We start from the raw sequence: 14894 nt of genomic DNA on the forward strand, positions 1-14894 counted from the left end.
GATTACAACTTGTTAATCTATTGTTTTTTCTATATATTTTCTTTTCAATTTAATTGGTATTTTATAAAAAGGAAGACCAAACATAAGTAAAATCATTGATAGTTTACGACTTTTTGTAAAAACTTTATTTTTCATAATAAAAATAAAGTTTTTCCGAAGATAGCGAACAATTTGTTTCGTTTCTTTTTCCTTCGAAGCATTACTAATCAAAATTTTATCTAATACTAAAAAATTCGCAAAACAAACTCTTTGATGGGCAGCTTCTTCTATAACTGCTCCCTTACCTTTCAATTTAAGTTCATTCTTCTCCCAAGCTTCTATAAACTCAAATTGTTTATCTGAAAATGTTTCTGTATTAATGCTGCCCATTCGATGATAATAGTAATATTTTTGTGTTGAATCAATAGAAACTTTCTGACATTCAGACAACAAATCTACTATAATAAATGAATCTTCATGATACTTTCCTTTAGGATATCTTAGATCCGCAAAGAGTTTTCGTTTATATAACTTATTTACAGCATGTACGGAGATAATATTTCCTTGTAAAATTAACAATAATGCTTCTTCTCTGGAAAAAGTTCCCTGTATTAAACTTTTTACAATTGGCTCTTTCCCCTCATAGACATCATAAATACCACAGATTGATAAATCGGCATCTTCTTTTACGATATTTGTATATAATAACTCATACATATCATCCGCAATGTAATCATCACTATCTACGAAACCTAAATACTCACCTGTCGCTAGCTCAATTCCAGCATTGCGAGCATCGCTTAGCCCACCATTTTCTTTATGGATAACTTTTACCCGTTGATCTTGTTCAGCAAACTGATCACACATTGCTCCAGAACTGTCTGGAGAGCCATCGTCCACCAGAATTAATTCAAAGTCAGTAAACGTTTGAGCTAAAATAGAGCGTACACATTTTTCTAAATATTTTTCTACATTGTATACAGGAACAATAATACTAATTTTGGGCATATCAATTTCCGCTACCTTCTAAAATTTTAATTGTATGTTTTAATGGTTCTTCCATACTGTCGTACAGTGGCCGCCAACCTAACGCGTAAATTTTTTGATTGTCTAGTAGTGCTTTTGTTGCTTTAGAAAATCCTTGTTTTTCTTGGGCGGTGGCTTCACCATGAATCACTTTTGTTCCAGCCACATTGGCTAATGTTTCCGCAAAAGTACGTAACGTAATATCGCAATGTTCGTTTGAAACATTGTAAGCTTCCCCTTTTTGCCCTTTAACTAATAAAAACAGAAGAGCAGATACAATATCTGCAACATATGCATAAGAATATAGTTGGGTCCCTGCACTTTTTAACACAATGTTTTCTTTATGGACTGCATTCAGAATAAATTGAGAAGAAGCTTTACTATCCGAAAGTAACATCGTAGGCCCGAAAGTACGACTAATTCTTGGAATAACAACATCAATACCATATTTCTGAATATAGGCTTGACATAATGATTCACTTGCTCTTTTTCCTTCGGGATAACCGGCCCGTAGCGTGTTACAGTCAATATAGCCGCAATAGTCTTCCGTAAATTTATCAAGATCTCCACGATTTTCTCCATAGATTTCAACAGTTGATAAAAATAACACTTTTTCACTATTCGCTTTGACCGCATAATCTAAAATATGCTGCGTACCAGCAATATTGGTCATAATCGTCCCAATTGGATCACTGGCATATGATTTAGGATGTGTATTACTAGCACAATGCAACACATAGTCACAAGCTTCTGCTATCTGAATTTCTTCTGTGACATCTCCGATAACTATATGGAATAACGGTTCTTCTAGATAACTAGTAAATCGCTCTTCTAAACGCGACAATGTTCGTCCCATCGCCCAGATCGAAATATTCGCATTTCTCGTTTTATTTTGGTACATAAGCACATCAATTAAAAAGGTCCCAATCATGCCTGAAGCACCAGTTATAAAAACAGATTTATTAGTTACTTTAGTCCAATCTGGTGTCTTCTCTAAAACTCGTTCAACGTCTGATAAATAATTATCGTCTGTAAATAACATGGTATCCCCTCCACTACTCTTCTTTCATTTTCAAGAAGCCTTTAAATAACTGTAAGTCATCTTGTGTGGTTAACTTAATGTTTTTATCTGAGCCTAAAGCAAAATACAATGTTTCGCCTAAATCCACCATCATAGTATTTGTGTATGACGATTCAGAAATACCAATATTCTCACGGAATGCTTTTTCGTAAGCCCAAGTTAATTTTTCAAATTTATAGGCTTGTGGTGTTGACACGCGACGTAATGTTTCACGATTAATATATTGTCGAGTTGTTTCCTCAGTTTCTTTTACAAAAATTTGTTCATTATATGGCAACGAAGTCACTGCATTGCCGTATTCTTGACACTTAACAATTACATCAGATAAAACTAATTCATCAACTAATGGGCGAATTCCGTCATGGATAACAATAGTATCTTCTGGGTTTGAATGTTCTTTTAAGAAATTAACCCCATTGTTAATTGATTCTTGACCAGAATTTCCTCCTGGAATAATCCATTGTAATTTGTCAATATGGTACTCTTTTGCATAGGCATCTAGTGTTTGTTCCCAACCTTTTTTACACACAACTAAGATTCGATCAATGAGTGGATGCTTTTGAAAAGATTCCAATGTGTAGATAATTATCGGTTTTTCCTCTACCATAATAAATTGTTTAGGAATCTCCTGCCCCATTCGTTTACCGACCCCACCGGCAATAATTAAAGCTGTAATCATTTGATACAAAATCCTTTCTCTAACTAGTCAACAACTAGTTTTATTTCAATTTTGTTTAACTTATATATTCATCAATACAGCCAAAACTGCATTCAATCTTTTACATTTTCTCATAACTATCAGTAAGTTTCAATAATTTATCTTAGACCTTAATCGAACTGTAAATATTGGCGGTATTTTATTTTATATATTTTAATAGTCTTAGGTTTTATCTTATTACTTTTTTTATTTCGATATTGATTGAATAAAAAGATGATTGTTATGCTTTTCGTCAATTTTAATAACACTTTTAGCTCCTTTATAAATAGCGGAATTTTTTGACCAATAAAATCCTTTTTTCTGTAAAAAAAACACCTTTGTCGAACTCGTATAAAAATAAGTCCAACAAAGATGTCAATATATATATTTAACCTTTCAAATATTCTCTTTACTTTAATAATCAATAAGGTTGTTTATTGGCGGATAGCTTAACCCACTTTTGCTACATACCACTTATTAGCAGTTAAATACCCTTGTTTCGTCTTTAACCTTGGTATACCATTGTTTGTATATTCGATTGCTTCAACTTCAACAATCGTATTCTTCTTAACAGCCTGTCCTTTTTTAGTAAACTCAGTATTATTGTAAAAACAATCATCAATTAAGAGCTTAACTTTTTTTGGATTAGTGATAAAGTAATTGTTATTGGTATTTCCAGCAGCTGTCACATAGTTTTTATTTGCAGTAAGATATCCTCCTTCTGTCTTCAAGCGAGGAACACCTTTAGAGGAATACTCAATGCCCTTAACTGGAACAACAGTCCCAGATGATAAGGTTCTGCTACCATTACGAAACTCTACATCAGTATATAGTTTATCTGACACTCGCATAATAATTTGGTGCGGATTTTCAGTAAAGTAATTATCTGAATTTGATACCAATTTTGTAACATATGATTTGTTAGCAGTTATATAACCTTTGGCAGTCTTTAATCTAGGTAATCCGTTTTCGGTATAATCAACACTTAAAACTTTGATTAATGTATCTTTAGAAACAGACTCACCTTTTTTACTGAAATTTACATCTTGATAATAATAATCATTTGTTTTCATAACTACATACTCTGGATAATCATATAGATAATCTTTGATGTTTGGCACAACTTTTTGTGCATAACTTTTATTAGCCGTTAAATAACCATTTTGTGTAATCAAACGAGGAACTTGATTTTCACGGTACTCGATTCCCACAACAGGAACTAAACTTCCCTTGGAAACAGCTGCTCCTTTATATAAGAAGTCTGAATCCCCATAAAAATTATCACTATTTTTCATAATAATTTGCCCTGGATTAACCGTATGATAGTTAGCAATCCAAGATCCAGTAGCTACTACATAGTTCTTGTTAGCCGTGAAATAATACCCATTTGCCATCTTCAATCTAGGAATTCCTGATTTTGTTTTCTCAATAGCAGTTACTTTTAAAACACTGCCTGCAGATACTTTATTTGCTTTTGTCTTGAATTCTACATCTTTGTAATAGGTATCTTCATTTCTAGTAATTACTTGTCCAGGATTAGATGTGTAGTAAGTATCTTCTAATCCTTTATATTGTTCAACTATATTTTTATTTGCAGTCAAATATCCTTTCGCTGTTTTCAATCGAAATATACCGCTTTGAGTATAAGCTAAATCTTCAACTTCTACTATTGTTCCCTTCGAAACCTTAGACAACCTTTGCTTAAATTCTGGATCAGCATAGAAATAATCATCGCTTTTCAAACGAACTTTTTTAGGATTTGTCGTAAAATACAAATCAATATTGCTTTGTGCCGCTAATACATAATCTTTATTTGCTGTTAAATAACCTTGGTCTGTGACCAATCGAGGAATTCCTGCTGAACTATATTCAATCCCCTTAATGGTAACTAGTGTATTTTTTTTAACTCGCCAACCAGGAGTTCTAAACGCTACATCTTGGTAAAAAGTATCGTCATTTTTCATGATCACTCGACCTGGATTAGTTGTGTAATACTTACTTAAGTCAGGCCCACTACTATTACCCATATTTAAAAAATTACTATAGGTCATGGAAATATCAAACGGACGCCCTTCATAATTAGCTAAACCAGGGAAATACATTTGCGAAGACCATTGCCAAGCACCATGGTCATTATTCCACTGCATGGAACTATCAGGAGTATATGGATATTGCGCTACCCATACTCTGTCTCTTCCGAAGGCGGAGGTGTCGATATAGCCATTTGTTAACCACCATTTGCCAACATACAACGCATCATTTTTATACCCTAGTGCCTTTAATTGCTGGTTAAACGCAACAGAATTAGCATGGGCGTTTCGCCCATTGTTTGTAAGCGTTGGATCTTCCGCATCATTAAACATTATGGTATTTTTATCTAAGCCAGAGTTAGCCGCCGCCTGAGCAAAATATCTTGCTTCATCTTGTGCTGTCGCAGCAGAGACATACATACTATAGTGATATGCTGAAACTTTTAAGCCCGCAGCTTTGGCATTTCTAATTTGGCCCGCAGCATATGGATTAACATACCAAGTTCCTTCTGTCAATTTAACCGAGACACCTGTTACACCATAGCTTTTAATTTTTTGATATTCAGCTACTGAAATGTCTCCATTCCAACTAGAAACGTCAATAAAATTCTTGCCAGGCAAATTAGGATCATTCGCATAGACGTTCGCAACTGTTGCTCGCGCTACCCTAGAAGAAATGCCGTTTTTCATAGCATATGTTCCTTTTTTATGGTTCGTTCCTTCACGTGCTGCTTCTTGATAATCCGCTTCATCTTGGTCAATGGTCTTTTTTTCTACTTCAGAGCTTTGTGATGCTTCTGTTTTACTATCTGTTGTGTTTGTTTCTGAAACAGAAGAATGTTCTTCCGTTGTACTATTTGTTGAAGAATCAAGAGGCTCTTCTTTTGTGCTTGAAGTAGAACTATCTCTTTCAGAGGTATTTTCTTCTGTAACAGAAGATGTATCCTCCGTTGAATTAGTCGTTGTTTCTGACGTAGCTTGAGTGACCAAGCCAGTCTCCCCCGTTGTTTCTGTTTTTACAAGCTCTTCTCCAGATGCAATCACACTAAAACTATTTAATAATACGGTACAAATTAACATACCTGAAATGATTTTTTTCATGAAACTCTCCTTATATATTTAATAATATGTATCTTTCTTAAACACTTGCCATTCGCTCTCGAAAATGTGTATCCTATAACCTTCAACTAATTGTTTTCACATTTTAAAACTAACACCAATTATTATCTCATACCTTTATTTCAAATTCAATTACGCTTTTTTAACATTCCTATATCAATTTTTTACTTTTAAATGGTAAAAAGATGAAAACAGATCTTTAATCAATTGTTTTCATCTTTTATTTATTTTTTAAGATATTCTGTGTACGATTTTTTAGTATCAACAATTAGCGCTTCATGATGGGGTTGGCGATCTTCCTCTGGTGGCAATTGCATATAATCCCCAAAAACCTCTGTTAAGTAGCGCTTGTAGCCCACTGGTATTGGCATTTTTGTATCTTCAAATGGAACAAAAATAGCAGATTTAAAATCTTCCAAATGATAAATATTACCCATGTAGCGTGGTCCGACACATAATTCTGTAACATAAGGAGTGGAGCCGAAGGAATACTTAGTCATTCTTTTTTCAGCAAAGCGCCAAATATGATAGCGAACCTTTTTCGATGGAAAGATATTCAATAATACCCGACTCCCCGTTGCTAAAATGCCACCATGTTTTTCTGGTACCACTTGTGAACAGAATAAAGCATAAATTAATGCCCAAATTTTTTGTTTCTTCCTTTGAAAATTTCCTTTTGGCGCACCATCTAAAGGAAAAATATCGATAGGAATACCATGAGGAATCGCTAATCCATCTTGATAGGTTTTAATAAACGTTGTCTGTGCATCCCTAATTGTCATAAATGAATTATGATCATTATAAGTTTTTGAAGCAACTAACAATGGATAACGTTCTGTATCCGCATATTTAGGCCAAAGCACTTTTAATTTTTCATAATCTGGTCTTGGCATAAAGAAATCTAAGTCATCATCCCATGGAATAAAACCTTGACTGCGGATTGCTCCAATACAACCGCCTCCACAAAAATAACAGGTTAGATTATGTTCTTCACAAAAAGCCACAAAATATTTTGACATGCGTAAAACGACTTGTTGAATTTCTACTAATTGCGTCTGTGTTGTTTGTTCCACTTTTCCTTTTCCTCCCTATTCATTCTTTGCATATTTAAATGTTGTATAGAATAAAAAACGCATTAAGTAGAATGAACTTTTAATAACTGAAAATTGTTCATTTTGGCGCAAAATTTTCCAAACCCAACTGATTGTATTCCATTTGTTAGAAGATGTAGAGGTGGTTAGCTTACGATAAATGGCTAATTTTTCGTTAATAAAATAGACCGTATTTATTTCTTTCAAAATGTTTAACCAAGTAGCATAGTCTTCATGTTTTAAATCCGGCATTAAATGGCGTTTAAGCAGATTAGATTCGACTACGACCGTTAAGCAGCCGATAGTATTTGTTTTTAAAAGATCTTGATAGGTTTGTGGTCCTTCACTAAAATTACGCTCATGAGTAATGTTGCCATTTTCATTACATACAAAATAAGAACTACATGTAAATAAAAGTTTTTTTTCTTCCATCCACTTGATTTGAACTTCTAATTTATTAGGAAGCCATAAATCATCACTATCTAAAAAGGCAATATATTGTCCCTTTGAAGCTTCAATTCCTTTATTTCTGGTCTTTGCAATGCCCATGTTCTGTTCATTTTTCAGTAAAAAGATTCTTGAATCTTTTTCCATAAAGGCAAGTGCAATATCAATAGAATCATCTTTACTTCCATCATCAATGAGTAATAATTCCCAATTCTGATAGGTTTGTTCCAGAACGCTTTCAATAGATTTTGATAAAAATTTGCCAGCATTGTACATGGGCATAATAATTGAAACAAGTGCTGTTTCCATTTGTTCACTCCTCGTTGCATTTTATGTAAGAATGTAACAGTTTATATTATCGCATAGCTCTTTTATTATTTCAACGTTCCTTGTTTCCAAAAAAAGTTTGAGACATAAGCTTAAATAACTTATGTCTCAAACTTTTAACGGTAAATTCTAATAGCATTCTCTTTACAATAATCCATCGTCAATTCTTCACGTTCTTCAGACTCATCCAATCCTCTTGATGATACTTTATCAAAGAGAATTTTGATGGTTTGAAGCAGAATTTTCATATCCAATAGTAATGAATAATTCTTGATGTACAGTAAATCAAAGTTCAATTTACTATTGTAGTCAGAAGCATACTTCCCATAAACTTGGGCATAGCCGGTAATCCCCGCACGTACATTGTGACGTAAATAGTAATTCGGGTTTTCCTGATTAAATTGATCAACAAAGAATGGTCGTTCAGGACGTGGTCCGACAATGGACATATCCCCGCGAATAACATTGATTAGTTGTGGCAACTCATCAATACGTAAAGCACGCAAGTATTTACCAACTGTAGTGACGCGACTGTCGTTACTTGTAGATAAGACTGGACCTGATTTTGCTTCCGCTGTTGCCGACATCGTTCTAAATTTTAAAATCGAGAACTCACGTTGATCTAATGTAATCCGAGTTTGTTTGTAAATCACTGGTCCCGGTGAGGTTGCTTTGACTAAAATCGCTGCAATAAGCATTAAGGGGGAGGTAATCACAAATAGGCAAACAGAGACTAAAATATCGAATAAACGTTTAATAAAATTCTCTTCTGGTTGGATTTCAAAATTTGAGACTTCGATAATACTTTCATCTTCAAAGTTCATCATGTTTGGTTTTAACATAATTAGATTTTCAAAACTTGTATCTAAAAAGATTTTTTTCTTGTGTTTGACAATTAATTGATACAATTTTACTTTTTCGTTCTCATCAACATTACTTGAAATATAAACAATATCGATTTCATCGATAATTTTTTTTAAGTTTTCATAGTAATTGCTGACAACAACGCTCGTTACTTTATGCTTGTTATTTTTATCAGACATAAAGTTTTGAATTGACCGCATAACTTGATTTTCTTTACCTAGTAAAACAACTTTTCGCTCATTGCTGACCTTTAAGTAAAGATAATAAACAAGAATTCGCCAAAGACTTAGAACAATAATTCCGATTATAAAGGAATATCCTAAAACAGAACGCGGGAACGTAAACCAACGTCCGGCAAATGTCACAATCATAATCGTTAAAGTCATTAAAATTTGACCAATCACCGTGACAAAAATGATGTCACTAATTTTGCGATTATAAAAAATATACGCACCTAACAACAAATTCAAAAAGATAAAAAAGATTGAAATGTAAATTGCAGATTTTTCATAAGCCACAAAGTTAAATGAAGGAATTTCTCGGCCAAATTTCACCATAAACCCTAAGATGATTGATAAATTATAGAGCAAAACGTCTGCTAAAATAATTACAATTCGTCTTGCATTACTCCATTCACTTTTTGATGTCATTAAAAACTTCCTCTCTTCACTTCCAGTAATTACATTATTTGTAATAACATGCAACCCCTATATTACCATAATGTCAGCGGACAAGAAAGTTCTATAGGATGAAAATTATCTGCGATGTCTTTGGACACGACTTAATTCTTCAGGTTGGTCCCAGCCCTCTTCGTCAACAGGTGCTATCGGGCGCTCTTCATTGCTAACAGGACTTGTTTGTTTCACTCGTTTTCTTCTTTTAGGTGTCGTTGGTCTTTCATGTCTTCCTCGTTTTTTCTCTGGCCGGAAGTAGAAGGCTAGCCCAAGGAAACTATAAACTATCGGCATCCAATGAGGCGCTAATAAAATATCTTCCATAAATGAATGAATCCAGATTAAAAGGAAGCCTAAAAGTAAACTAACTTGCAAACGATCCAATGTTTTTTTACGGAAACCAATCAATAAAATCATACTGACTAAAAAACCAAATAAAATCAGATAGCCGATGACACCAAAATTACTTAACGTAAATAGAAAAGCATTATGTGTCCCCAGCGGTTTCCATGAGGCCACAAAAGGCTCCATACCGACTTTAATATGTTGAGGATCAGATAACCATTTAGCAAAAAACTCATGCCAAATTCGTTCTCTTCCTGTAAATAAATCAACAGTATCCGATTCCGCACATAAGTAAAATAACAATGGTCCCAATGCAGCTACTCCGACAAAACCAAACAGCCAAACTTTCGAACGTTGCAAGAAACGTTTTGGTAAAAGATTATCCACCAGAATAAAACCAACTAAAATGGCAAAAGAGGTTTTGGATTGACTGACCCATGTACCTAAAACACCACCAATGTATACAGGTAAAAGCAGCAGGTTAAAAACCTTATTTCTATATGCTTTGATCAAACTACTGGCCATCATTGTTGAAAACATCAACGTTGCACCAATCGTATTGGTATTAATCCAAATACTTTCTAGTTTATTTGATTCTTTAAAAATTTCGTCTGCTGGAATCAACTGAGGCAACTCCACGGACATCCGATACAAAGTCGCACTCAAAGCAACTAAAGAGACAATTAATAAAAGCGTTTGATCCACACGGTCAAAGACACAAACTTTAAAACAAAGGACCAACAAAATAATTAAAGGAATCATTGTATCTGTTTGCATTGTGCTATGACGGATTGATTCCGTAAAGTGAAACAAGAGCCAGGTGGCTAACGCCAACGCAACGGTTAGCCAGTCAATAAATTTTAATTTCGTACAATTTAATAGCAGTACAAGTATTACTGCTATTAATAATAAAATTGAACTATTGGCATACATATATTTTGTGACTGGCGCATCAATTCCTACGACCCACATCGTATACGAGCCGATCATTGTTACTAATAAAATAAGTCGACCGATTCTATTCAATACTTTTCCCATATTCAAACCTCATTCCATGAATGAATCACTAGTCGTTTATTCGATAAATATATGCCCCGTTCTGATCAGGTCCATATAATTTTTCAAAATGAATCGTTGGTGTGTCTAACGGTTCTAATGGTTTATAAACGACCGCATATTTAATCCCATATTCTTTTAATTTTTCTGGAGATAAACGAGCAATAATCGCATCTTTTTGCATCAACTCTAAAACAGGGGCCTGATTTCCTACTTCAACATTGATGTGCGCATAGCGATTATAAATAAATGTGTCTTTTCCTTTTGGATCTAATGGTTTCCAAGCCTCTAAGTCAGGTGTAAAAGCAACACCGTTAAATGTATGCACACCTAACATTGGCAAATAGCCATACATCAAGCGTTCGCCCACCCACAATTGGTTGGGGTCTTTTTTGTTAATTTCTTCCACTTCTACCGCTAATTTTTTACCATAGACAGCAGAAACGCCTCGAGAAATTGGATTAACAAAGGCACCAGAAACCATAATGATTCCTAATAAGACAAGGACAAATAACGTGCGCCAACGTTTAAATAAAGCAACAATTAAAACGGTAGCGACAACTAAGACACCAATGATGTCCATTCGTGTAACGTATAACCGTAAATTGCCCGTATATAAAACAAAGAAATACAGAACAACATTTAATCCTAGCGCCCCTAACCAGGCCATCATTGGAATTTTTGCTTGGCGATTCCATAAATAATCGATGAACCATAAACTTAACAAGACAGCGGCAAACCCAAAGGATAACATCGCCCGTTGTTCTGGCACATAAGACCACAATGTCAACTTAGCAAAAATTGTTGGAAATTGAACGCTCATCCAAACTAAGTTAAATAAACAATACACGAATAAGACAAAACCGTAAATGTTTTCTTTGATTTTTTTATAAAAAATAAATGGTGAGAGCGGCAAAATAACAAAAAATAATTGATAAAAACTACTGATTTCCGAATTATTGGAATATGGAACATCTTGAAACGGCATTTTCCAATTTGTTAAAAATAACAAAATATCGCGTTTAGGCATATCGCCACCTAAACTTACCCGTTTTCCTGGATAAGCGGTATCCATTACTGCTTTTAAGGAATCCAATGAGCCATATAGCGATCCGCCAACAATAATCGCCGTCATCAAGAGTGCCCCACCTATCAGGACCCCATCCCACTTATCCAACTTAATTTTTTTACGAAATTCTAAAAAGAATAAAATTAAAAATAATAAAATCAAATAACCAAGTGGTACTTGTAACGCAGGATAAATAACTAAAACAAATCCTGAGGCCATAATAACAGCCGTTATCGCACAAATGACACGACGTCGAACACTACTATGATAATAGAAATAATTATAAATTCCCACTAAAAAACCTAAGCCAAAAAATACTAAATCTCCAACTGGCGAGACAAACCACCATTGAAGGGCCGAAGAAAACGGAATCCAAACACTTGCTAACAAAGCTAAATATTTATTCCGCCGTGTGACGATCAAGCCAATTTCAAAAGAAAATAAAATTAAGCCAATTAATTTAAGATTCCAATACCACGATAAGCCATATTCTTTGCCTAATAGTACATAGCCCCACGTAAAAGGTTTCGCTAACGTGGCCAAATTCCACGCTGGTGAATTATAGCCTACCACCATGTCTTGCCCATTTAACGTAATCACATCATTATGTGTTTTCAAACCTGTTTGTGTTTGTGAGAGGCTAAAGGGGGTTTGAACGAGCCATTCATCCGAGCGAACACCTCTTGGTTCACCAGCAATTAATGAACTTTTTTGGCCATCCGCATATTCAGAAACATACGCATCCCACATGTTTAATGAACTACCATGGACTTTAAAGGCGACCAGTAAAATAAAAATGACTGCCGCTAGCAGATAGCGCCAGCGTAACAAATGATCAACCAAGCGAGCGCTCTGCTCAGCTTGGTTGCGTAATGGTTGTTTTTCTTTTCTTGTAGTTAGTTGTTGTTCCATCTTTTCGCTCCATTTCGTCATCCGCAATTGCATCTAGTCAATTCGTAATGAAAAGTTGGGAATATCCCTTGTCAGATTAGGATTATAAAATGGATCATTTTCAATTAAAGGTCCCCATTTTTCTTCCATCATCACTTTTTCTTGTTCAAAACGTTTTTTCTTTTTGCCTTTATCATCATATCCACGAGTTTGAGATTCAAAATGATAAAGCTCTGCTTCATGAAGCCAGACATTGTCACGTCCTAAAGCTTGGACTTTCAAGCATAAATCAACATCATTGAAAGCTACGGTAAACGCTTCTTCAAAACCACCAACTGCATCAAAATCTGCTTTTTTCATAAGTAAGCATGCGGCAGTTACTGCTGAATAATTAACATTAATAGCTAACCGACCAAAATAGCCTAAGTCACCATGGGGATAACCATAATGACCATGTCCAGCGACACCACCTAATCCTAAAATAACGCCTGCGTGTTGGACCGTATTATTTGGATACAATAATTTCGCACCTACACAGCCAATCCGTTCTTGCTGAGCAAGTGAAACCATCAAGGTTAACCAATTCTCTGTAATCACTTCGGTATCATTATTTAAAAATAATAAATACTCTCCGTGCGCTTTTTTCGCTGCACGATTGTTAATAGTTGAGAAATTGAATGGAATATCGATTGATTCAACGAAAAAGCGACCAGGTAATTGTTGTTCAAATTCTGCATACAATTCGTGCATTTTTGGATCTGTACTTCCATTGTCAGCCATAATAATCTCGTAATTTTGGTAGGTTGTTTTTTCAATAATCGATGAAACACAACGTTGTACGTCTTTATAGCCATTTTTAGTTGGAATAATAATTGAGACTAACTTTTCAGATTCAATGTCATAATAAACATCGTATAAGCCATTCGCCGCCCCATGCGTTGCATGACCATTAATACCTCGACGAACGAGCGCATCTTGCACGGCTCTTAGCCCCGCTTCAAAAGCATAACCTTTTGAGCCCTGATCCACTGCTGTTGAGGTTGGCAGCATCCGCCAATAGTAAAGAACTTTTGGAATATGTTTAATGCGTTCTGTTGTCGTTTTTTCAGTAAATCTTAAAACTAAATCGTAGTCTTGAGAACCTTCGTAACCTTTTCGAAAGCCGCCAATTTCTTCTAGAATACTCCGACGATACACGCCTAAATGCGAAATGTAATTGGTTCCTAAAAGTAAATCAGGTGACCAATCTGGTTTAAAGGCTGGATCAGAACGATTTCCATCCATGTCAATCTTATCTTCATCACTATAAATTAAGTCCAGTTCTGGGTTTTCATTAAGCACTTTAACCACTTCATAAAAAGCATTGATTGCTAATTCATCATCATTGTCTAGTAAGGCGACAAATTCTCCGGTAGCAATCGCTAAAGCAGAGTTGGTCGCTTCGGAAATATGACCATTTTGTTCACGAAAGACGACCCGAATTCGCTCATCCAATTGTTGGTACTCTGTTAAAATCTTTTTGACATTGGGATCTGTTGAGGCGTCATCGGCCATACATAATTCCCAATTAGTATAGACTTGATTCAAAATAGAATCAATGCACAACCGAAGCCATTTTTCTTCAACATTATACACTGGCATCGCAATGGAAATTTTAGGTTGGTAATGAAATGTTGCGATTTCTTGTGTCATCGCTTCTATGTCAAGTACTTCATTTCTAGCTAACCAGTTAGGATACGAAGCTTGATTTCTCAGTTTCTCAATTTTCGCTCGTTGAATGGTATGAGAAATACCATTTTTAGCCATATACTTAAATCCTTTTTTGGCTTTTATCCAAAGACGAGTCACTTTATCTTCTGTCCCTGGAATCACTGGATATTTTTTATTCAAGGGGAAATCCACCGTTACAACATGTGCTGATGATTGAAAATGAAAAGGGAGTACTTTTTTTTGTTTAATTCCTTCAAGTGTAACAACAAAGCCAGCTTCAATCGCAGGCTCTGTTTGATAAATTTGATTAACATCTTCACGTAAAACGCGCTGAATGTTATAAGCGGACACTTGGTTTTCATTATTAATTGTGAAAGTTGGGCTTTCTTTAGTGATTGTATCCAACGCCCAACCTGTAATGGTTAAATTATTTGTTATTTTGTCGCGATAGATACTATCAAAGATCACCTTAATGTCTTCATTCATGT

Annotated in this window: 10 protein-coding genes; all 10 read right to left on the reverse strand. The window is 34.8% G+C overall.

Annotated elements, in window-relative coordinates; genetic code table 11:
* Nucleotides 1-12: 12 nt before the first annotated feature.
* Nucleotides 13-987: a glycosyltransferase family 2 protein gene (locus tag IGJ90_RS09230; RefSeq protein ID WP_002366940.1), complete on the reverse strand. Its 975-nt coding sequence runs from the start codon at nucleotides 985-987 to the stop codon at nucleotides 13-15.
* Nucleotide 988: 1 nt separating this feature from the next.
* Nucleotides 989-2047 (reverse strand): NAD-dependent epimerase/dehydratase family protein, encoded by a 1059-nt coding sequence (locus tag IGJ90_RS09235; protein WP_002366941.1) that lies wholly within the window; start codon nucleotides 2045-2047, stop codon nucleotides 989-991.
* A 13-nt stretch (nucleotides 2048-2060) separates the two neighbouring features.
* Nucleotides 2061-2765, reverse strand: a complete 705-nt coding sequence (locus IGJ90_RS09240) for an IspD/TarI family cytidylyltransferase (RefSeq protein ID WP_002378508.1) — start codon at nucleotides 2763-2765, stop codon at nucleotides 2061-2063.
* 467 nt (nucleotides 2766-3232) lie between these two features.
* Complete coding sequence (locus tag IGJ90_RS09245; protein ID WP_002366945.1) at nucleotides 3233-5914, reverse strand: DUF5776 domain-containing protein; 2682 nt, start codon at nucleotides 5912-5914, stop codon at nucleotides 3233-3235.
* 242 nt (nucleotides 5915-6156) lie between these two features.
* Nucleotides 6157-7005: a LicD family protein gene (locus tag IGJ90_RS09250; RefSeq protein ID WP_002366946.1), complete on the reverse strand. Its 849-nt coding sequence runs from the start codon at nucleotides 7003-7005 to the stop codon at nucleotides 6157-6159.
* Nucleotides 7006-7020: 15 nt separating this feature from the next.
* Entirely contained in the window at nucleotides 7021-7779 is a 759-nt protein-coding gene (locus IGJ90_RS09255; RefSeq protein WP_002356910.1) for a glycosyltransferase family 2 protein, read from the reverse strand.
* A gap of 134 nt (nucleotides 7780-7913) precedes the next feature.
* Nucleotides 7914-9311 (reverse strand): sugar transferase, encoded by a 1398-nt coding sequence (locus IGJ90_RS09260; RefSeq protein WP_002356909.1) that lies wholly within the window; start codon nucleotides 9309-9311, stop codon nucleotides 7914-7916.
* 105 nt (nucleotides 9312-9416) lie between these two features.
* Nucleotides 9417-10718 carry an EpaQ family protein gene (locus IGJ90_RS09265; RefSeq protein WP_002378510.1) on the reverse strand — a complete coding sequence of 434 codons (1302 nt, stop codon included), beginning with the start codon at nucleotides 10716-10718 and terminating at the stop codon, nucleotides 9417-9419.
* Between the two features lie 28 nt (nucleotides 10719-10746).
* Nucleotides 10747-12750, reverse strand: a complete 2004-nt coding sequence (locus IGJ90_RS09270) for a DUF7657 domain-containing protein (RefSeq protein WP_002398588.1) — start codon at nucleotides 12748-12750, stop codon at nucleotides 10747-10749.
* A complete protein-coding gene (locus IGJ90_RS09275) occupies nucleotides 12751-14892 on the reverse strand; it encodes a glycosyltransferase family 2 protein (RefSeq protein WP_438768020.1) in 2142 nt (713 codons plus the stop codon).
* Nucleotides 14893-14894 lie beyond the last annotated feature (2 nt).

This window comes from Enterococcus sp. AZ129 (genome assembly GCF_051714505.1).
Taxonomy (GTDB): Bacteria; Bacillota; Bacilli; order Lactobacillales; family Enterococcaceae; genus Enterococcus; species Enterococcus faecalis.

Excerpts from the sequence above, each read along its gene's own strand:
- IGJ90_RS09270 (WP_002398588.1), bottom strand. The coding sequence starts at position 12,750 with ATGCAATTGCGGATGACGAAATGGAGCGAAAAGATGGAACAACAACTA.
- IGJ90_RS09255 (WP_002356910.1), bottom strand. The coding sequence starts at position 7,779 with ATGGAAACAGCACTTGTTTCAATTATTATGCCCATGTACAATGCTGGC.
- IGJ90_RS09235 (WP_002366941.1), bottom strand. The coding sequence starts at position 2,047 with ATGTTATTTACAGACGATAATTATTTATCAGACGTTGAACGAGTTTTA.
- IGJ90_RS09275 (WP_438768020.1), bottom strand. The coding sequence starts at position 14,892 with ATGAATGAAGACATTAAGGTGATCTTTGATAGTATCTATCGCGACAAA.
- IGJ90_RS09265 (WP_002378510.1), bottom strand. The coding sequence starts at position 10,718 with ATGGGAAAAGTATTGAATAGAATCGGTCGACTTATTTTATTAGTAACA.
- IGJ90_RS09245 (WP_002366945.1), bottom strand. The coding sequence starts at position 5,914 with ATGAAAAAAATCATTTCAGGTATGTTAATTTGTACCGTATTATTAAAT.
- IGJ90_RS09260 (WP_002356909.1), bottom strand. The coding sequence starts at position 9,311 with ATGACATCAAAAAGTGAATGGAGTAATGCAAGACGAATTGTAATTATT.
- IGJ90_RS09240 (WP_002378508.1), bottom strand. The coding sequence starts at position 2,765 with ATGATTACAGCTTTAATTATTGCCGGTGGGGTCGGTAAACGAATGGGG.
- IGJ90_RS09230 (WP_002366940.1), bottom strand. The coding sequence starts at position 987 with ATGCCCAAAATTAGTATTATTGTTCCTGTATACAATGTAGAAAAATAT.